17 protein-coding genes and 2 pseudogenes are annotated in these 19,179 nt (G+C 67.0%); 14 read left to right on the forward strand and 5 right to left on the reverse strand.

Annotation, left to right across the window (positions count from 1 at the left end; genetic code table 11):
- Window positions 1-338, forward strand: a pseudogene (locus I0Q12_RS04375) (ABC transporter ATP-binding protein); the annotation flags it as partial.
- Between the two features lie 102 nt (window positions 339-440).
- On the opposite strand, the gene I0Q12_RS04380 reads toward I0Q12_RS04375, so the two are convergent.
- A complete protein-coding gene (locus I0Q12_RS04380; protein ID WP_307846023.1) occupies window positions 441-1,802 on the reverse strand; it encodes an NtaA/DmoA family FMN-dependent monooxygenase in 1,362 nt (453 codons plus the stop codon).
- Between the two features lie 384 nt (window positions 1,803-2,186).
- Entirely contained in the window at window positions 2,187-2,369 is a 183-nt protein-coding gene (locus I0Q12_RS31950) for a hypothetical protein (protein ID WP_231609998.1), read from the reverse strand.
- Here I0Q12_RS31950 and I0Q12_RS34805 point away from each other — a divergent pair.
- From I0Q12_RS34805 to I0Q12_RS04440, 13 genes and pseudogenes are all read left to right on the forward strand, one after another.
- Window positions 2,310-2,462, forward strand: a pseudogene (locus tag I0Q12_RS34805) (LLM class flavin-dependent oxidoreductase); the annotation flags it as partial. The gene I0Q12_RS31950 and the pseudogene I0Q12_RS34805 sit on opposite strands and share 60 nt — an antisense overlap.
- A gap of 56 nt (window positions 2,463-2,518) precedes the next feature.
- Window positions 2,519-2,995 (forward strand): hypothetical protein, encoded by a 477-nt coding sequence (locus tag I0Q12_RS34810; protein ID WP_307846025.1) that lies wholly within the window; start codon window positions 2,519-2,521, stop codon window positions 2,993-2,995.
- Window positions 2,996-3,017: 22 nt separating this feature from the next.
- Window positions 3,018-4,250, forward strand: coding sequence for an acyl-CoA dehydrogenase family protein (locus I0Q12_RS04390; protein WP_197250768.1), 1,233 nt, complete (start codon window positions 3,018-3,020; stop codon window positions 4,248-4,250).
- Between the two features lie 19 nt (window positions 4,251-4,269).
- Window positions 4,270-5,556 carry an LLM class flavin-dependent oxidoreductase gene (locus I0Q12_RS04395; protein WP_197250769.1) on the forward strand — a complete coding sequence of 429 codons (1,287 nt, stop codon included), beginning with the start codon at window positions 4,270-4,272 and terminating at the stop codon, window positions 5,554-5,556.
- A gap of 357 nt (window positions 5,557-5,913) precedes the next feature.
- Complete coding sequence (locus tag I0Q12_RS04400; protein ID WP_197250770.1) at window positions 5,914-7,020, forward strand: ABC transporter substrate-binding protein; 1,107 nt, start codon at window positions 5,914-5,916, stop codon at window positions 7,018-7,020.
- Window positions 7,021-7,075: 55 nt separating this feature from the next.
- Entirely contained in the window at window positions 7,076-7,921 is an 846-nt protein-coding gene (locus I0Q12_RS04405) for an ABC transporter ATP-binding protein (RefSeq protein ID WP_197250771.1), read from the forward strand.
- Window positions 7,911-8,762, forward strand: coding sequence for an ABC transporter permease (locus I0Q12_RS31965; protein WP_197250772.1), 852 nt, complete (start codon window positions 7,911-7,913; stop codon window positions 8,760-8,762). The genes I0Q12_RS04405 and I0Q12_RS31965 overlap by 11 nt, the downstream gene beginning before the upstream one ends.
- An 85-nt stretch (window positions 8,763-8,847) precedes the next feature.
- Complete coding sequence (locus tag I0Q12_RS04415) at window positions 8,848-10,242, forward strand: SidA/IucD/PvdA family monooxygenase (RefSeq protein WP_197250773.1); 1,395 nt, start codon at window positions 8,848-8,850, stop codon at window positions 10,240-10,242.
- A complete protein-coding gene (locus tag I0Q12_RS04420; RefSeq protein ID WP_197250774.1) occupies window positions 10,232-10,960 on the forward strand; it encodes a YcnI family protein in 729 nt (242 codons plus the stop codon). Before I0Q12_RS04415 ends, I0Q12_RS04420 begins: the two co-directional genes overlap by 11 nt.
- A 7-nt stretch (window positions 10,961-10,967) precedes the next feature.
- The gene (locus tag I0Q12_RS04425) at window positions 10,968-12,575 is read left to right on the forward strand and encodes a copper resistance protein CopC (RefSeq protein WP_231609992.1); all 1,608 of its coding nucleotides are present in this window, start codon (window positions 10,968-10,970) and stop codon (window positions 12,573-12,575) included.
- A gap of 9 nt (window positions 12,576-12,584) precedes the next feature.
- Entirely contained in the window at window positions 12,585-13,514 is a 930-nt protein-coding gene (locus I0Q12_RS04430) for a MetQ/NlpA family ABC transporter substrate-binding protein (protein WP_197250776.1), read from the forward strand.
- 56 nt (window positions 13,515-13,570) lie between these two features.
- Window positions 13,571-14,806, forward strand: a complete 1,236-nt coding sequence (locus I0Q12_RS04435; RefSeq protein WP_197250777.1) for an acyl-CoA dehydrogenase family protein — start codon at window positions 13,571-13,573, stop codon at window positions 14,804-14,806.
- Window positions 14,807-15,069: 263 nt separating this feature from the next.
- Entirely contained in the window at window positions 15,070-16,215 is a 1,146-nt protein-coding gene (locus I0Q12_RS04440) for an LLM class flavin-dependent oxidoreductase (protein ID WP_197250778.1), read from the forward strand.
- A gap of 3 nt (window positions 16,216-16,218) precedes the next feature.
- Here the strand turns inward: I0Q12_RS04440 and I0Q12_RS04445 are convergent, their stop codons facing one another.
- Genes I0Q12_RS04445 through I0Q12_RS04455 form a run of 3 tightly spaced genes read right to left on the reverse strand, consistent with a single transcriptional unit; the run spans window position 16,219 to window position 18,943 of the window.
- Entirely contained in the window at window positions 16,219-17,016 is a 798-nt protein-coding gene (locus I0Q12_RS04445) for an ABC transporter ATP-binding protein (RefSeq protein ID WP_197250779.1), read from the reverse strand.
- Complete coding sequence (locus I0Q12_RS04450; RefSeq protein ID WP_197250780.1) at window positions 17,013-18,065, reverse strand: ABC transporter substrate-binding protein; 1,053 nt, start codon at window positions 18,063-18,065, stop codon at window positions 17,013-17,015. Before I0Q12_RS04450 ends, I0Q12_RS04445 begins: the two co-directional genes overlap by 4 nt.
- Window positions 18,062-18,943 (reverse strand): ABC transporter permease, encoded by an 882-nt coding sequence (locus I0Q12_RS04455; RefSeq protein ID WP_374068565.1) that lies wholly within the window; start codon window positions 18,941-18,943, stop codon window positions 18,062-18,064. The genes I0Q12_RS04450 and I0Q12_RS04455 overlap by 4 nt, the downstream gene beginning before the upstream one ends.
- Window positions 18,944-19,179: the final 236 nt, after the last annotated feature.

Here is a 19,179-nt window from a genome sequence, read left to right on the forward strand (position 1 = left end):
GCCAGCGCGTCGCCATCGCGCGGGCACTGGTGGTCCGGCCGGAGATCGTCATTCTGGACGAACCGCTCTCCGCCCTCGACGTGGTCACACAGGACCAGATCATTGCCCTCCTGATCGATCTGCAGCGCAATCTGGATCTGACGTACCTGTTCATCTCCCACGATCTTGCGGTGGTCCGTCAGATCTCGCACAGAGTCGCCGTTCTCCGGTCGGGTCGGCTCGTCGAATTCGGCGACACGCAACGAGTGTTCGACGAACCGTCTTCGGAGTACACGCGCAATCTCATCGACTCCGTTCCGGGACAGCGGTTCCGGAGCTCGCTGCTCGTCGGAGCCTGATCACGGATCGCGCCGTCACCGATACGCGTATCGCGTGCCGCGGAACGGATCTCGTTCCGCGGCGCGCGATACGCTTTCGCGTCGGCCGCTGGGCCGGGACGCTCAGCTCTCGACGAGCAACCGGGTCGTTTCGAGACCGGGTGTGGTGGTTCCGAGACGTCGACGCAGACCGACGTCGTGCCCATTCTCGTTCTCGGGATCCCGGAAGATGCCGAGATCCCGTAGGCGCGGAAGGAGGTCGCGCCGGATCCGTTCGAAACTCGAGCCACCGAGAAGAATGAATCCGTCCGCTGCACCCTCGTCGATCCACTGCGCGATCGTCGCCGCCGCGTGCTCCGCGGTGCCGACGATCTGGAAGTGACCGAACGACGTCGCGTACCGCACGAGGAAGTCGCGCAGGGTGGCGTATTCGCCGGTCTCGATCCACCGGCGGTAGATGAGCGCTCGGCTGACGCGCCGGCCCCGCTGCTCGAGTTCTGCCAGGGTGGGGAACCGGTCGAGCGGAATCGGATCGTCGAAGCCGAGGTCCGTGAGGTCCAGTTCCGGAATCTCGTAGCGGATCGCTTCACGTGCACGCTCGAGGTCCCGATCGGTCAGTTCGGCGCGGTAGGCCGCTTTCGCATCCGTTTCGGTATCGCCCAGATAGATCCGGATTCCCGGCAGCACCTTCAGGTCGTCCGGGTGCCGCCCCTTGGCGACGACCGCGTCCTTGAGCTTCCTGTAGTAGCTCTGTCCCGACGCGAGATCGGGGCTCGCGACGAAGACGACTTCGGCGGATTCGGCAGCGAACTCGATCCCGATGTCGGATGCCCCGGCCTGCGCGATCACCGGGAACGACTGGGGTGCGGGTGGAAGGTCGAGGGCCTGCCGAACCCGGAAGTTCTCTCCCTCCCAGTCGATGTCCCGGACCCGGTCGGTGTCGACGTAGATCTCCGAGTCCGGGTCTGCGATGATCGCGTCGGGATCCCACGACTTCCACAGCGCCTTGGTGACGCCGAGGAATTCCCGGGCCCTGCGGTACCGGTCCTGCGGGGCGGGAAGGGTGGTGTATCCGTAGTTGACCTCACCGTTGAACGACGTCACGACGTTCCAGCCCGCCCGGCCGCCCGACAGCCGATCGAGCGAGGTGAGTTCCCGGGCCACCGTGTAGGGCTCACTGAACTGCGTGGACAGCGTGATCACGAGACCGATCCGGTCGGTGTGTGCGGCCAGATACGTGGCCAGGGTGAGCGGCTCGAACGAGCGGGGGCCGTCGTACGCGATCTGTGTTCTGTTCAGTCCCGCGAAATCCGCGATGAACACCGCGTCGAAACCCAGCTGTTCCAGCTCGCGTGCGAACTCGGCCCTCGCTCGGTGATTGCCCTCCGATTCGGCCGGCGTCGACGAGAACTTCCATCGGGGAAAGCGATCGGCGAACCGAAATTCGGATGAGACGAAGAAGACGGACGGGTTTCTCTGGGGCACGATGTTCCTTACAGGTAGGTAAATCGCTATACGGCATGCATTTCCGCATTCGCGAGGCGGTACGTCGCAGGCAATGCTCGGACGAGCGTCGATCGAAGAGAAGCGTTTGCCTCCGCCTGAAGGTATTTCACGCAGGTCGTCTCGACGCCGGCGCGACTGCGGCAGAGGCCGGTTCAGAACCATCTCGAGCCTAACGATGGCAGGCGCCGGAATTCGGTGAGAGTTTCGACCGGTGGCCCTGGAGTCCCGGCCACGGCCATCTCTCGGGCCTGTGTACCGGAAATGCATGCGGAGGAGACGATTTCGGTGGGAACACGACCGCTGGTCGGGATCGACATCGACACTGCGGTGTTGTCGGAGTTGTTCGATCCGGCCGGCCCTTTGTCACCCCTCGAGGCGGGGGCACTTCTCGACGCGTCGGCGGTCGACTTCGCCATCCTGGGAGGCGACGTGCTCGATCCGCGGGTCGCGCCGGAGCAGCGGTTCGACGCGAGCGTCGCCGCCGCATTGCTGGCGGCGAACTCCCGCAGGATCGGTCTCGTCGTCGCAGCCGATCCTCGGGTTCATCACCCGTACAACCTCGCGCGGCGGCTCGCGTCGCTCGATCACCTGAGCGGGGGCAGGATCGGCTGGCTGGTGGGCGCCGGAGCATCGAGCGGCCCCGCCGAGGGCGTGGAGAGCCTGCTCGACGACGCGGTGACCGTCGCGCGCAAGCTGTGGGAGAGAGCTGGCCCGCCGACAGCATCGTCGCCGACCGCGAACGGGCCGTGTTCGTCGAGTCGGAACGCATCACCTTCATCGACCACGAGGGAGTGTTCTCGGTTTCGGGACCGCTCAACGTGCCGGAGCCGCCCCAGCGGAAGCTACCGGTGTTCCGGTTCTCGGACACTGCGCCGGACTCGATCGCGGGCGCACCCGATGTCGTGATCGTGCGCGGCACCGTCGAGGGCGCCCACCAGCAGATCCTCACGCTGCGTGAGGTCACGTGGAACGGCTCGTGGGACGTCGAGGCACCCGAGCGCGGCGGCGTGGTCGTCAGGATTCGTGACGTGCACGATCTCGAATCCGTTGCGACCGTCGCCGGACCGAGACCGCCCGGGGCCGGCGACACGACGCTCCGTGAGCGCCTCGGTCTGCCTGCGGCCTCTCGCATCCTCAGCGGGCACCGTCGCAGTCTGTTTCCCGTTTCGTAACCCCGAAAATTCGAAGGACATCATGACAACGCAATCCGTCGACCTACGGCCCGGTCCGGCAGACCGACTGTCACCGGGATCCGGTCGTTCACGCAGCGAGATCCTTTCGGTGATTGCCGCCGACGCACGGCGCCGCCGGGACGAGGGTGGTGGCGAACCGCCGCTCGCAGCTCTCGAACTGCTCCGCGACGAGCGAATCGGCGCGGTGCGGGTTCCGGTGGAACTGGGTGGTGCCGGCTACTCGTTGCGCGATCTGTTCGACCTGATCATCGATCTCGCTGAGGCGGATCCGGACGTGCCGCACATTCTGCGGGTGCACTTCGCCTTCGTCGAGGAACTGTTCCGGGTACCGACCACCGAGAAGAAGCAGCGGTGGCTCGGTGAGGTTCTCGCCGGCTCCTTGTTCGGCGGCGCGAACTCCGAGCTGTCGTCCCGCGCGGTGGGCAAGTACGAGTTCGATACGACGCTCACCCCCGACGGTGACGGATACCGATTGAACGGCACCAAGTTCTACAGCACGGGCACCGTCTTCTCCGACTACGTGAGGGTCACCGCAGGAGTGCCGGACGGCACCGTGCTCAGCGCGGTCGTTCCTACTCGTCGCGAGGGCGTCGAGCACCTCGACGACTGGGACGGAATCGGCCAGCGCCATACCGGCAGCGGGACAACGGTCTTCACCGACGTGCGGGTGGCAGAGGACGAAACCTTCCCGTTCCGCCTCGCCGGCGACACGCTGCGCGCACGGCAGTCGTTCCCGCAACTCGTTCTCCACGCCGTCGCAGCGGGCATTCTCCGATCCGTCGCCACCGATGCCGCCGAGCTCGTTCGCAGCCGGCGGCGTAGCTTCGCGTTCGCAACGGTCTCGGAGCCCCGTCACGATCCGCAGCTGCTGGAGATCATCGGCTCGCTGACCGCGACGGCGTTCGCGGCGGAATCGATCGTGCGCGCCGCTGCAGAAGCGCAGGACGAGGCGACCGCCGCTGCGCGGACGACCGGGATCGACCCGGCCCTCGAGGCGCGGGCCTCGATCCTGGCAGCGAAGGCGAAGGTGGCGATCGAGGAACCGGCACTGCGCGCCGCGTCCCGTCTCTTCGATGTGGGCGGTGCCTCCGCCACGCGGCAGTCGGCACACCTCGATCGGCATTGGCGAAACCTGCGCACCCTGTTCGCCCACAATCCGACGGCATACAAGGCGAGGGTCCTCGGTGACCTGTTCGTCAACGACACTCCTCTGCCCGACACCGGGTTCTTCTGAGCCGGAAAGGACATCCGAGATGACTCACTCGAACCGTCGGCTGGTCCTCAACGTCAACGTCCTCGACGTCGGTATTTCCCCGGGTGCCTGGACACTCGGCGTCGCACCGAACGCTTTTCTCGACGCATCCCACTTCGTGCGCATCGCGCAGGCAGCCGAACGGGGAACCCTGGACGGGTTCTTCCTGGCCGACAGCCCGGGATTCTGGGAGAACCCGAAGGTCAAACCCACCCGGGCCCTCGAACCGACCGCGGTCCTGGCAACGGTCGCCGCACACACGACGAACCTCGGATTGATCGGCACGGCATCGACGACCTTCAACGGGCCCTACGAGCTCGCGGAAAGATTCCTCTCGCTGGACGTCGCGAGTGGTGGGCGGGTCGCCTGGAACGTCGTGACGACCTATTCGCCGGTGGTGGGAGCGAACTTCGGGTTGCAGGCGCTCCCGGACCGCGAGGAGCGGTACGCCCGCGCCGCCGAATTCGTCGATGTCGTGACCGAGTTGTGGGAATCGGCTCTGACCGGTGTTCCCGTGAATCACCGCGGTCCCCGATTCGAGGTGTCCGGGCGTCTCGCGGTCGCGCCGTCGGCGCAGGGTTACCCGGCGCTGATCCAGGCGGGCGGATCGCCGGCAGGACGTGAACTCGCCGGACGTACGGCGCACGGGGTCTTCACCGCGGAACTCACCCTGGCCGCCGGGATCGAGCACTACCGCTACGTCAAGGACGCGGCCGCCCGGGCGGGCCGGGACCCGGACCAGGTCAAGATCCTCCCGGGTCTGATCACCGTGATCGGGTCCACCGAGCGAGAAGCGATCGAACGTCACGAATCCCTGCGCGCGCACGTGCCCGCCGATTTCGGAGCCGAGCGGCTGAGCGGCACCTTGGGCGTCGACGTCACGACCCTGGACTGGGACGAGCCGATTCCGGCGCACGTTCTCGCGGTTCCCGAGGACCTCGACGCTTACCAGGGGTCGCTCGGGTTCCGGGAATCGGTGGTCGGACTCGCGCAGGAGGGCAACCTCTCGATCCGGCAGCTGCTGCGGTCCCTGAACGGCAGCGGAGGTCATCGCGCGATCATCGGCACCCCCGAACAGATCGCGGACACCATCGAGGAATGGTTCCTCGCAGGAGCCGCAGACGGATTCAATCTGATGCCGGACGCGTTGCCGACCGGGCTGGACGAGTTCGTCGACCACGTCGTGCCGATCCTGCGCCGACGAGGGTTGTTCCGGCACGAGTACTCCGAGAAGACGCTCAGGGGCAGGTTCGGAGCGACGTTGCCGGCATTGCACGCCGTCGGGTAGCCCCGCGGACGCATCAGGGGGACGACAGGTCCGTGTAGGAGCAGACCGCAGGTCCGTGTGGAGAGGGACCAGAGGTCCGTGCCGTTCGGGAACACCGACGGCACGGACCTGTCGTCGTTTCGGACTCGTTTCGAAAGTCTCACGCGGGGAATCCGTCACGGAGATCCGAACTCTACGGGTATGGGACGAAGGGCTCTAGCATTGATGATATTCGGACGGTCCGCCCCGCATGTCGGGTCCTGCGGCCGCCGATTCGTATGTACATCGTCGACCCCGAGATCGGTTGCGAATCAGCAGTAGTCGATCCGCGGAGAGCCGGTGGCCATTCGGAACATCCTTCGGACAGAAAAGGTGATCATGCGCGAGACGCAGGCCGGCGTGTTCGGCAAATTGTGCCGCGGAGCAGCAACATTCGTCGTCACCGGGGTGGTGGCGGCCACCCTTGCCGCATGCGGCGGAGGTGAATCGGCCGTGGTTCAGGACGTGGACGGAAGCGTCTCGGATCCGAATAATCCGGTGTACTTCAAGTGGTCCGAGAACCCGAACAGCCCGTCGCTCGTCAAGATCGCCGACGAGCTGGGATTCTGGGACGAGGCGGGTATCCGGCCGGAGTATCTCGGTCACGTGGACGCCGGTCAGGTTCCGGCCCTGCTCGGAACCGGCGACGTCACCTTCGCCTACTTCATGTTCAACCGGGCGCTCTCGGCTGTCGCCGCCGGAGTGGATCTGAAAGTGATTGCGTCACTGACCTATACCACCGAGGACGAGCCGCACATGGAGTACTTCGTGCGCAAGGACTCGGACCTGAACCAGACGAACCTGAGGCAGCTCGAAGGCAAGACGGTCGGCTTGGCCTCCCTGAAGGGCTGCGCCGAATTCATCCTCAAGGACTACCTCGTCAAGAACGGTGTCGATGTCGACAAGGTCAAGTTCCTGACCCAGTCGGAGAGCCTGCTGCCGCAGTCCCTCGAGCAGGGGCAGATCGACCTCGCGGTGATCCATCCTCCGCTCAACGGTGTCCTCCGGACCAATGATGCGGTGCGGGTCGCCTTCTCGGACTACGACAACTCCGGCAGTGACGGTGGTCTGGCGCCGATCAGCGCGAGTGGAGAGTTCATCCGTCGATACCCAGCCCAGACAAGGGAATTCGTCGAGATCCTCGCCAAGACGGCGAACTGGGTGAATGCGAACCCGGACAAGCAGCAGGAGTTGGTGGCGCGGCTCACGGGACTGTCCGAGGATCAGGTCACCAAGTACTACTACACGAACAATCTGATCCTGGACAAGGAACAGACCGGCTTCTGGTGGGATCTGTCCGAGCGACTCGGGATCCTCACACCGGAGGAGGCCGCTCTCACCCCGGAAGACGTGGCCACCAACGAGTTCAATCCGTACGCACCGTCCGCCGCATTGATCGATTCGCAGTCGAGCAACACCGAAGTGCTGACCGATACCGAGTTCTGACCGGCCCGGTGCCGGTGACGAACGAAGGCAACCAAACGATGAGGAGGCAGCGGTCATGACCCGATCGGTCGTCGATCACCCTGCTGTTGTTCCCGATGCGGCCCGGCCGGTCAAGATTTCGGCCAGGAACCTGCACAAGGAGTTCAAGAATGTCGGCAAGGGCGCCGGCAACGGCGTCACCGAAGTCCTCGACGACTTCGACCTCGAGATACGGGAAGGCGAATTCCTTTCCCTGCTGGGCCCGAGTGGGTGCGGAAAATCGACGTTTCTCAACATCCTCGCCGGACTGGAGACCTTCGAGGGCGGCGAGTTGCTCCTCGACGGCGCTCCCGTCCGCGGCGTGAGCAAGAACATCGGTGTCGTCTTCCAGAATTACGCACTGTTTCCGTGGTTGTCCGTGCGGAAGAACGTCGAAGCAGGTCTGAAGATCCGCGGCGTCCCGGCCGCGCGCAAGCGCGAAATCTCGGAACGGATCCTCACGACCGTCGGGTTGGAGAGCTTTGCCGACCATCTCCCGCATCGGCTCTCCGGTGGCATGCGCCAGCGAGTGGCCATCGCGCGTTCTCTCGCATACGACCCGGACGTTCTGGTTCTGGACGAGCCGTTCGCTGCGCTGGACGCGCAGACCCGCGAGTTCCTGCAAGGAGAACTGTTGCGGATCTGGGAGTCCGGGGCTCGGAAGAAGACCATCCTGTTCGTGACGCACTCGATCGACGAGGCGATCTTCCTGTCCGATCGGATCGCGGTGATGTCCAAGCGTCCAGGCAAGGTGAACGCACTGATCGAGGTCGACCTGCCGCGACCTCGCAACGACGACTCCCGCGCCGCGCCGGAGTTCGGCCGGATCCGTGCCCAGGTCGCGCAGATCCTCAAGGAGGAGGCCCACATTGGTGACCGTTGAGACGCGTCCACGAACCGACGAACGCACCGAGGCGCAGCCGGAGAAGCCGTCCCGTTCGTGGAGCGAGTGGGCCGCCGATTACGACAAGTACGTGTACGGGACGGTCGGAGTCGCACTGTTCCTGTTCGTGTGGTGGTTCGCCAACACGACCGGACTGCTGGATCCGAAGTTCCTCACGCCGCCCCAGAACATCGTCACCGCATTGGTCGACGGGTTCTCCGCGGACGGCAAGCTCGGCCGGCAGGTGCTGCCGAGTCTGCGCCGCGGACTCGCCGGGTTCCTCATCGCGACGGTCCTCGGCATCTTCCTCGGGATTCTCGTGGGTTCGGTCCGGACACTCGACAAGTTGTTCGAGCCGATCCTGAACTTCTTCCGGAATCTCTCGATCCTCGCGCTGTTTCCGGTGTTCTTGCTCTTCTTCGGGATCGGTGAGGAATCCAAGATCGCGATCGTCGCTTGGGCGGCGTTCTGGCCGATCTTCATCAACACCACGAATGCGGTCAAGGGCGTCGAGAAGATTCTCGTCAGCGCCGCGCGGACCCTCGGCGCGGGACGGGTCTACATCTTCACCCGGATCGTGCTTCCCGCTGCGTTCCCCAACATTTTCCCGGGTCTGAGACTGGGCGCATCGCACGCCTTCACCGCGCTGGTGGCCGCCGAATATCTCGGTGCCACCGAAGGTCTGGGCATCTACATCAGATCCGCGCAGGAGGGCTACCAGATCCCTGCGATGTATTCGGGGATCGTGGTGCTGGGCATCATCGGCGTCACCTTGAACCTCGTGCTGGCCGGAATCGAGAAGCGCGTGACCGGATGGCAACTCGGAATCACGAGCCGCTGACCGTGGCCGCTCGTCGGCCGATGACGAATCGACAGACCAGAAGTACGCAAGAACCAGAAGTACGCAGCAGAAGGATGACAGCTCGATGACCGACCTCTCCGACAACCCCGACGACGCAGCGCAGCGATCGCTCCACCTGCTCGGCTACGGTAACGGCGACGCGAACTGGATCGCGCCGCTGGACGATACGGATCACGACGTCGTCGTCGTGGGCGGCGGTCAGAGCGGAGTGGCGATCGCCTACGCGCTGCGCCGCGCCGGCGTGGCCAGGACCTCCGTCGTCGACGCCGGCCGGGACGAGTCCGACCTCGCGTGGCAGTCGCGTGCACGGAATCTCACATTGCGCACTCCCAAGACGGTGTCGGGCCCCGAACTGGGCAACCCGGCCCTGACGTTCCAGGTCTGGTTCGACGCGACCCACGGGGAAGGCGCGTTCGACGGAATCGACCGCATCGCCACGTCGGACTGGGCGGACTACCTCGAATGGTTCCGCCGGCAGGTCGGCATCGAGGTACGGCGCGGCGTCCGGCTGACGGACATCGAGCCTGTCGACGACGGACGGCTGCGTCTGCACCTGGAGAACGACGAGCGCACCTGGACCGAGGACACCCGAAAACTGGTTCTGGCCACCGGGGTCTCGGGAACCGGGGGCCCGTACATTCCCGCCGCAGTGGCGGCCCTGTCGGACCGCGTGTTCGCACATACCGCGGACGAAATCGATTTCGACGCACTGCGCGACAGGTCCGTTGCGGTCCTGGGCGCCGCGGCGTCCGCATACGATGCAGCGGCGACCGCACTCGAGGCCGGAGCGGGCGATGTGCACGTGTACACGCGCCGACCGGAGCTGGTTGTCGCCCCGCTCGGCGGAACACGACCGAACCCGCTGGCGCAGGACGTATTCCACCTGCTCGGCGACGAGGAACGGTGGCGTCAGCGGTGGCGGACCGCCGCGCAGGGGGCCAATGTTCCTCCGGAGTCCGTCGAGCGGGCAGCGGTGTTCGAGAACTACTACCTCCACCTCGACGCAGAGTGGTTGTCGGCGTCCGAGGAGGACGGCCGCGTGATCGTCCACGCCGCGGACGGAACTCGCACCTTCGACTTCGTCATCGCCGGCACCGGCTATCAGCAGGATCCGGCCACCCGGCCGGAGCTGTCGACGATCGCGCCCTATGTCGCGCGATGGGCGGATGCCTATCCGGCACCCGAAGGACTGGAATCGGAGTTGCTCGCGTCGGCGCCGTACCTCGGCAGCGGATACGAGCTGACCGAACGCGAACCGGGTGCGGCGCCGTGGCTGCGCGACATCCACGTCTTCAGCATCGGTGCGGCTGTCAGCTTCGGCCGGCCGGTCGGCGACATCCCGAGCCTGCGCGTCGGCGTGCCGCGGCTGGTGGAGGCGATCACGCGCGATCTGGTGCTCGCCGATCTGCGACGAGCACGCTCGGCTGCCGTCGGGGGACCGGTCGACGATGTTCGGTAGACGCACGAGGCAGTTTGTCGGTCGCCTCACCGTTGTCGCGCTGCTCGGGGGTCTCGGCCTGTCCGGTGCCGCGGGCACGGCTGCGGCGCACGTCCGGGTCGACGACGGCGACCGGCCCACGCAGGGCGGATACGGCCTGGTGCGGCTCATCGTCCCGACCGAGTCGGACACGGCCTCGACGGTGCGGCTGACGATCACCGTTCCCGACGGCGTCGACCTCGTGTCGGCGCGGACACTGCCGATTCCGGGGTGGACCGCGACGATCCTGCGGGAGCCGACCGCGGACGGCGAACGGGTGACGCGCATCGATTGGGAGACGAGCGATCCGGCGTACGGGCTGAAGGGTTCGGAGTTCGGTGTCTTCACCCTCTCCGCGGGACCGTGGCCGGACGACGTCGAATCGGTGGCGCTGCACAGCGAACAGGGATACAGCGACGGGTCCGTGGTCCGGTGGGACGAGGTCGCTCTGGACGCGGACAGCGAACCCGAGCATCCGGCGCCCGTCGTCACGCTGGCCGCCGCAGGAGCGGGGCACGGGCACGACGGACACGGAGACCGTGTCGATGCTTCGACGGACCCGGCGAGCACCGCGTCGGCGGCAACCGAGCCACAGCTGTGGTTGTGGCGTTCGATCGCCGGTGCCGCGCTGGTGATCGCGGCGGGATCGTCGATCGGAGTGCTTGTGCTGGTGCGCCGGAGTCATGTCCCGAAGCCGTGACCGATCGATGCATCGCGCTGCATGCCTCGGCTTCCTCGTATGGCTCGTGGTGTCGGCATCGACCGTATGGGCAGCGCCGGCCTCCGCGCACGCGAGTGTCGTGTCCAGCTCACCGGGCGACGGATCCCGTGTGGAGGTTTCGCCGGCCTTGCTGTCCTTCGAGCTGAACGAGGTGGTCGGCGTCGTCGAGGGCTCGCCGCAGCTGATCGACCACGACGGTGTGCGGCACCCCTTCTCGGCGGTGCGACTGGAGAACAGCGGGCGTCGGCTCGTGCTGGTACCCGCGGACGGGCTCACCGACGGTGCCTACCTTGCGACGGCGCGTGTGCTGTCCGCCGACACGCATGTGGTGTCGCTGTCGATCCGGTTCACGGTGGGGTCGGTCACCGGGCTGGGGAACGTGCCCGACGATCCAGGGGCGGATGCGGGCACGGCACAGTTTCTCGGTATTCCGAGCAAGTGGGCGACGTATCTCGGGGTCGCGCTGTCGGCGGGCCTGTTCGTCGTCGCCCGCTGGGTGTGGCCGAACGTGCTCGGTGGCCGCCGGTTCCGATTCGTCTATCGGGTCGGTGCGACGCTTCTGGTTGCCGGCCTGGTGGGCAGGGTCGTTCTGCTGGCCGCGCAACAGTCGGGCGGACTGTCCGGCATCTCCGGATCGGCCGTCGCCGCAGTCGCGAGCAGCCGGCTGGGTATCGCGATCGCGGCCGCGGTGATGCTGAGTCTCGCGTGCGGGATTCGTCCGCCCGGCCGGGGCCGTGGGTCGGATGCGACCGGATACCTGCAGGCCGCGTCCGCGATCGTCGCGGTCACGCTCGGCGGTCACGGCGGTTCGACCGAGCGCTGGCCGGTGTCGTTCCTCGGAACAGGTGTGCACGTATACGCCGGGGCGATCTGGCTCGGAGGTGTCCTCCTGCTCGTGCTGGTGCAGGAGCAGGTGCCTCCGCTGCGGCGGTGGCACGGGTTCGCGGCCGGGCACGTGGCCCTGGTGGCGATCACCGGGATCCTGTTGGCGTTCATCCAGGTCGACCCGGTCGGAGCGCTGATCTCCACCGTCTACGGATCCACCCTGACCGTCAAGGTGTCGGTCGCTGTGCTCACGCTGATCGCCGGCTCTCTCGCGTACCGCAGGTTCAGCGTCGGTTCGGCCGGGGGAACCGAACCGCTGCCGGTCCGGCGGCGCCCGCGGATCCTCGTCGCCGAGGCAGCGCTCGCGATCGTGATTCTCGCCGCGACGTCCGTGCTGACATCTGTCGTGCCGGCCAAGGACAGTTACACCACGAACGTGCGCACTGCGCTGGACTTCGGCGCATCCGAGGTCCTCGACGTCGAGATCGACTCGGTCCGTCGTGGCGCACGGTCACTGACGGTTCGTTACCGACCCGAGGGCGCGACCGGCGGAGCGCCGATGCCGGATGTCGGCGTCGAACTCTCCTCGGCCGAGGTGAACATCGCACGCCTGCCGGTCGAGCTCCGCACGACGATGTCCGCTGACGGTGAACTCGTCTGGGACAGTGACGGTCTCATCGTTCCGGTCGCGGGGCAGTGGAAGGTCACCGTTCGGTTCGAGGGTGGTCGCGGGCCCAAGTTGGCGTCGTTCTACTACGAGGCGTTGTAGGAGGCGCACATGGGAAAATCGGATACCGGTCGCATTCGCGGAACGATTCTCGCGAGCATCACCGCGTTGCTGGTGCTGTCCGGGTGTTCGGACGAAGTGACCGTGACCTACGGCGACGGTACCGCGAGCGGGGACGCACTGACGATCCTGGTGGGCGACGAGGGTTACCGCGACGTCCTGGAGCACGTGTCCGCGCACGGGTTGGCGGACGGCGTCGAGATCGAACTCGTCGACGCCACCGACGACGCGAATCGGCAACTCGCCGAAGGACATGCGGACCTCGTGTATTTCCAGACGCAACCCGCGTTCCTGCAGGACCGGGCGACGAACTCGTTGGACACGTTGAGTGTCGTCTCCGAGGTCAATGTCGCGCCCTACGCGCTGTACTCGGCGAAATGGTCGGGTATCGAAGAGACCGACGACTGGGTGAACGCCGGACTCGTCGAGGACAGGGTCACCGGAACGAATCTGCCGCACGGGGCAACGGTCGCATTGGCCGATACCGTCACCGGATTCGCCCGCGGTCTCTACCTCCTGCAGGAGTCGAATCTGATCACACTGGATCGGGAGTTCGGCGGTCTCGCCGCGCGGGATCTCGCTGTCTCGGAGGCGAACATCCTCGAATCGCAACGTCATCTGTCGATCAGGCGGCTGGACCTGGCGAACTTCGCCGCGGATGCCTACCGCAACTACGACGCCGTTGTACTCGATCCCCGAACCGCGGCCTCGATCGGTCTGATTCCGGAACGGGACGCGCTGAAAGTGGAACCGGGACCGAACAATCCATACGCCCGCGTACTCGTCGCGCCGTCCCGGCTCGCCGGCGACCCGAGAGTATCGGCACTCGGCCGTGCGCTGGAAGGTGAGGAGGTGGCCGACTACCTCGAACAGAAGTACCGAGGAGCGTACGTCTCCGTACACGTTCCCCGGGACAAGTAGCCGAATCGATTTGCATACAAGAACATCCACCCGAACAACCTCAAGGAGAAACCGAAATGACGAGCACCCTCGATCCTGTGGAAACCCGCCCGGCACCGACCTTCGAACACCCCGTGACGGCCGGATCGCGCGAACTCGACGAACTTCTCGCCTACATCGACGCCGAGGTCGTCGACCGCGACGACGCCCACCGGCACCCGTTCGAGGAATTCGAGGTGATCCGGCAGTCACGGCTCGGCGCACTCCGGCTCCCGGCAGACCAGGGCGGCGGCGGGGCCACGCTCGTCGAACTCTTCCGGACGGTCATCGCTCTCGGCGAGGTGGATCCGAACGTGGCGCACAGCCTCCGCAACCACCTGAACTTCGTCGAGAGCACGCTGCGCCGGGCAGACGGGCCGGACGGGCGCTGGCTCGAAGAGGTCCGGGCCGGAAAGCTGTTCGGCCTGGCGTCGACGGAGCTGAGCCGCAAGCACGCCGGCCGGCGCAACCAGGATTTCGAAACCGCGGTGACCGAGACACCGGACGGGCTTCGGTTGAACGGCACCAAGTTCTACAGCACGGGTAACCTCTACGCGAACTATCTCGTCGTCGCAGCGCAGGGACCCGAGGATGAACCGATCCGTGTGGTGGTTCCCGCCGACCGCGAGGGCGTCGTCCTGGAACGGGACTGGGACGGCATCGGACAGCAGTTCACCGGCAGCGGCACCACCCGGTTCGAGAACGTCGCCGTGGACCGGGAAGACTTCCTCGGCACCGGGACGTACTACGGAGATCTGCCGTACTCGGCCACGTTCCCGCAGCTGTACCTCACCGCTGTGATCGCCGGGATCCTGCGGCGGGTCACCCGCGACGCCGCCGACCTCGTCCGGACCAAGCAGCGCACGTTCTATCACGCCGCTGCGGACAGCCCCGTCGAGGATCCGATCCTGCAGCAGACCGTCGGTGTGCTCGCCAGCCAGGCGTTCGCCGCCGAGGCGCTGGTCGTCGCGGCCGCCGAAGCCCTGTCCGAGGCATACGCCGCACACGGCACCGACGAGGAACAGGAACTTTCGCTGCGAGCCGCGGTCCGTGCAGCGAAGGCCAAGGTCGTGGTGGACGAGATCGCCCTGCGGGCTGCCGGTGACCTGTTCGATGTCGGCGGTGGCACCGCAGCCCGGCGAAGCTCGCACCTCGACCGGCACTGGCGCAACATCCGTACCCTGGCAGCACACAACCCGCGCACCTACAAGGCAAAGGCCATCGGGGCCCACGAACTGACGGGTGAGCCGTTGCCGACGGGCGCGTTCTTCTGACCGGTCGCCGGGACGCACGGCAGCCGTGCGTCCCGGCCGGAATGCCCGTGTCGAATTCCGCACTCGTGCGGTAGCCTGTCGACGCCCGAACATGCACGAGTGCAGGAGTAGTGCCGTGACGCCCATCGGTGACCCGCAGCCCCGCGTGCTGCGTCCCGTGTGGCACAGCTGGCGTCTGTACGTGGATCTGTGCCGGGTATCTGCGCTTCGCTGTCGTCGCTGACCTGCACCGGTCCACGTTCCCTCACTTCGAAGGTCTCGTCATGTCCATGTCGTTCCACTGGTTCCTGCCCACTTCCGGCGACAGCCGCTCGATCGTCGGTGGCGGTCACGGCGCCGACCTGCGCGTTTCGGCCGCCGACCGGCCGGCCACCCTCGACTATCTCGGCCAGGTCGCGAGGTCGGCCGAGCAACTCGGCTTCGAGGCTGCGCTGACCCCGACCGGCCTGCAGTGCGTCGATGCGTGGATCACCACGTCGATGCTGGTCCCGCTGACGCAGCGACTGAAGTTCCTCGTCGCTTTCCGTCCCGACGCACTCTCGCCCACACTGGCCGCGCAGATGGCCACTGCCTACCAGGATCATTCGAACGGACGACTGCTGATCAACATCGTCACCGGTGGCGAGAGCAGCGAACAGCGCGCGTACGGGGATTTCCTGAGCAAGGACGAGCGCTACCGGCGCACCGACGAATTCCTCACCGTCCTGCGCGGACTGTGGCGCGGCGACCTGGTGTCGCTCGACGGTGAGCACATCCACGTCGAAGGTGCGCGCCTGGACCGGACGCCCGATCCGGCGCCCACGGTGTACTTCGGCGGGTCGTCGCCCGCGGCGCTCCCGGTGGCGGGCCGGCACGCGGACGTGTACCTCACGTGGGGCGAGCCGCCGGGCGCGGTCGCGCGGAAGATCGAGAGGGTGAAGTCCGAGGCTGCCGTGTTCGGCCGGTCCCTGCGATTCGGAGTCCGGCTGCACGTGATCAGCCGCGACACGTCGGAAGAGGCGTGGGCGCAGGCACAGCGGCTGCTCGACGACATGGACCCGGACGAGATCGCGCTCGCCCAAGCCGGTTTGGCGGCGAGCGAGTCCGAGGGCCAGCGTCTGATGCGGGAACTGCACGGCAGCGCGACCCGCCACGACGGGGATGCCCGCACCCTCGAGATCCACCCGGGTCTGTGGAGTGGGGTCGGACTCGTGCGCGGCGGCGCGGGAACCTCGCTCGTCGGTAGTCACGAGGAGGTCGCCGCGCTGATCGAGGAGTATCACGCCGCTGGCGTCGACGAATTCGTGCTCTCGGGTGTCCCGCACCTCGAGGAGGCGTACTGGTTCGGTGAGGGTGTCCTGCCGTTGCTGGCGCGCCGTGGACTGTGGAAGCATCCTGCTGCGGCGCAGGGACTTTCACTGGTGCACTGACGGTCAGGCGTGGGCGCGGTAGATCTCGCTCGCGATCCGCTCCTTGTAGGCGGCGAACTCGGGGGTCGTGCGCACCGACGGTGATCGCGGTGCGTCGTCCTCGTCGCCGGGCAACGAGATCCTGACGTCCTCGACGATGCGGCCGGGTCGCGCGCTCATCACGAGTACCCGGGTGCCGAGGAAGACGGCCTCGTCGACACTGTGGGTGACGAACAGGACCGTGCGGTGCTCGGCGTTCCGGATCGCGAGCAGTTCGGTCTGGAGCTTCTCGCGGGTCAGGGCATCGAGCGCACCGAAGGGCTCGTCCATCAGGATGATTCGCGGTTCGTTCACCAGCACCCGCGCGATCTGCGCGCGCTGCTGCATACCGCCGGACAGCTCGTACGTGCGCCGGTCCCCGAACTCGGACAGGCCGACCGTCGTGAGGATCCGGTCGGCCCGCGCGCGGCGCTCGGCCCGGGGGACACCGCGCAGCTTCGGTCCGAGTTCGACGTTGGCGCGCACCGACTTCCACGGGAACAGGTTGGGTTTCTGGAAGACCACCCCGCGTTCGGGACCGGGGCCCGTCACCGGGACGCCGCCGATGTCGACGGTGCCGGTGGTGGGGGATTCGAATCCCGCGAGCATCTGCAGCAGGGTGGTCTTGCCGCATCCGGACGGGCCGACCAGGCACACGAACTCGCCCGGCTCGACGGTCAGATCGACGGTGCTCACCGCGGGCACCGCCGACGGACCGGTGCCGTACGACTTCGAGACCCCGGTGAAGGTGACCCGGTCGGTTCCCGTCCGGACGCCGGTCACGGCTGTGCGACCTTGCGTGCCGCGTCGACGTAGATGCCGTTCCGGTACACCTCCGGGTCGCTCACCGCGGTGATCTGACCCTGTTCGAGCAGGAACTGTGCGGTGGAGAGCAGATTGTCGGCGAAGGCGGCCCCGAGATACTCGTCCGACGCCTGATCCGACGCCCGCAGATAGGTCAGCCCGTCGAGCTGCGGACGCACCTCCTCCGGCGAGATGCCCAGCTGGACCGCGAGCGCGACCGATGCCTCGTCGGGGTTGGTGAGGAGCTGTTCGACGGCCCAGTCCTGGGCCCGCGTCCACACCGCGACGAACTCCGGGTTGGCGTCGACGAATGCGCGGGTCGCGCCGGCGAGGTCGAAGGTCGGCACGCCGGCGGCGGCGGTGTCGGCGCTGGTGAGCAGCACGTGGCCGTCGGTGAGTTCGGACAGGGTCGGCTCCCAGATCCAGGTGCCGTCGATCTCGCCGCTCTGCCACGCCGCGACCGTCGCGTCGGGTGCCAGGTTGACGAGGGTGACCTGGTCGGTGATGCCGGCGCGGTCCAGTGCGGCGAGCAGGCTGTAGTGCGCGGTCGAGGCGAACGGCGTCGCGATCGTCTTGCCCGCGAGCTGTTCGACCGACGTGATCGCCGGATCGCGCACCACGAGGGACTCGGCTGCGCCGATGACGTCGTGGATCCAGACGACCTGTACGTCGATGTTCAGCGGCGCCGACAGCGCCTTCGTCGCGGGGCTGGAACCGAGCAGGCCGAGGTCGGCGCTGCCGGAACCGAAGGCCTGCACCACGTCGCCACCCGACGCGAACCGGCTCCACGTGATCTCGGCGTTGGGCAGGCACGCCTCGAGGATGCCCGAATCCTTCACGAGGAGATCACCGTTCGGGATGTCCTGGTAGGCGATCCGGGCGGTGGTGGTGATCGATTCGTCGACCTCGAACGGGCAGGCGCTCGCTGCGGCGGAACCGTCGGGGGAACTGCTGCGGTCGGAGGACACGCAGCCGGCGACGAGCGTGGCCGTTGCCAGCGCGGTGACGGCAACGAGTGTGCGCTTCATGATTTTCCCTTCCAGGGCACGGCGAGGACGCCGATCCATTTGATGACTGCGTCCAGCACGAGGGCGGTGATCCCGACGACAACGATGCACGCGATCGTCAGCGGTGTATCGAGTTGTGTGCCGGACAGATACGCCAATCCGCCGATGCCGGGGATGCCGTTGTTGAGTTCGGCCGCGACGACCGTCGTCCACGCAAAACCCACGGCGATGCGGATGCCGGTGAGCACTTCGGGTGCGGTGGAGGGCAGGACGACTTCGGTGAGCACCTGGCGGCGGTTGGCGCCGAGTGAGCGCACGGCGTCGATGTGGTCGCGGGGCACCGAATGCACGCCGTTGATCGTGGCGATGGTGATCGCTGGGAACGCGGCGAGGAACAGCAGCCAGATCTTCGAGGTGTCGCCGATGCCGAACCACACGATGAGCAGGCCGATGTAGCCGAGCGGGGGGAGGGCCCGCAGGAAGTTCAGATACGGCTCGACGAGGGTGTTGAGCGGTCGCCACATGCCCATCGCGAAACCGAGGAGCGGGCCGACGACGATGGCGGCGCCGACACCCGCGGCGATCCGCTGGCAACTGGCCAGCAGGTGTTCCCACAGGAAATAGCCCTGGGCGCCCTGCACGAGCCGGTCGACACCCGGTGCGACCGGATGCCAGGTGTTGGCCAGCACGAACGCGTCCCACACCGCGCCCGGCGACGGCAGGAACAGCGGTTCGATCAGGCCGGCAGCGGTCACCGCCCACCAGAGCAGCAGGAACGCGCCCAGCGCGACGAGACGGCCTGCGACGCGGCGGAGGAACGGGTTGCCCGGTCGCGGGGTCGCCGGCGTGGCGGTGACCGCGATGGTCGGGTCGTCGAGGGTGTCGACGGGGGCGTTCACGGTTCCGGCACCTCCTGGCCGGAATTACCGGGCCCAAAACAGCTTTCGATTCTCAGAGTGGTGATCATGGGGCCGAGGTGACGCCCGCGTACAGGGTTCGGATCGTCGTGATCGAAACCCTTGCCTCGTGCGTGGTTTCGGTAGCGGCAACTACCGAAACCACGCACGGGGCGCGGGGGCTAGGAGACGGGGACGGGGGATGAGCGTCGGGCGGCCGGACGGGGCAGGCCGTAGTG

The organism is Rhodococcus sp. CX (assembly GCF_015865005.1).
In the GTDB taxonomy this organism is placed as follows: domain Bacteria; phylum Actinomycetota; class Actinomycetes; order Mycobacteriales; family Mycobacteriaceae; genus Rhodococcus.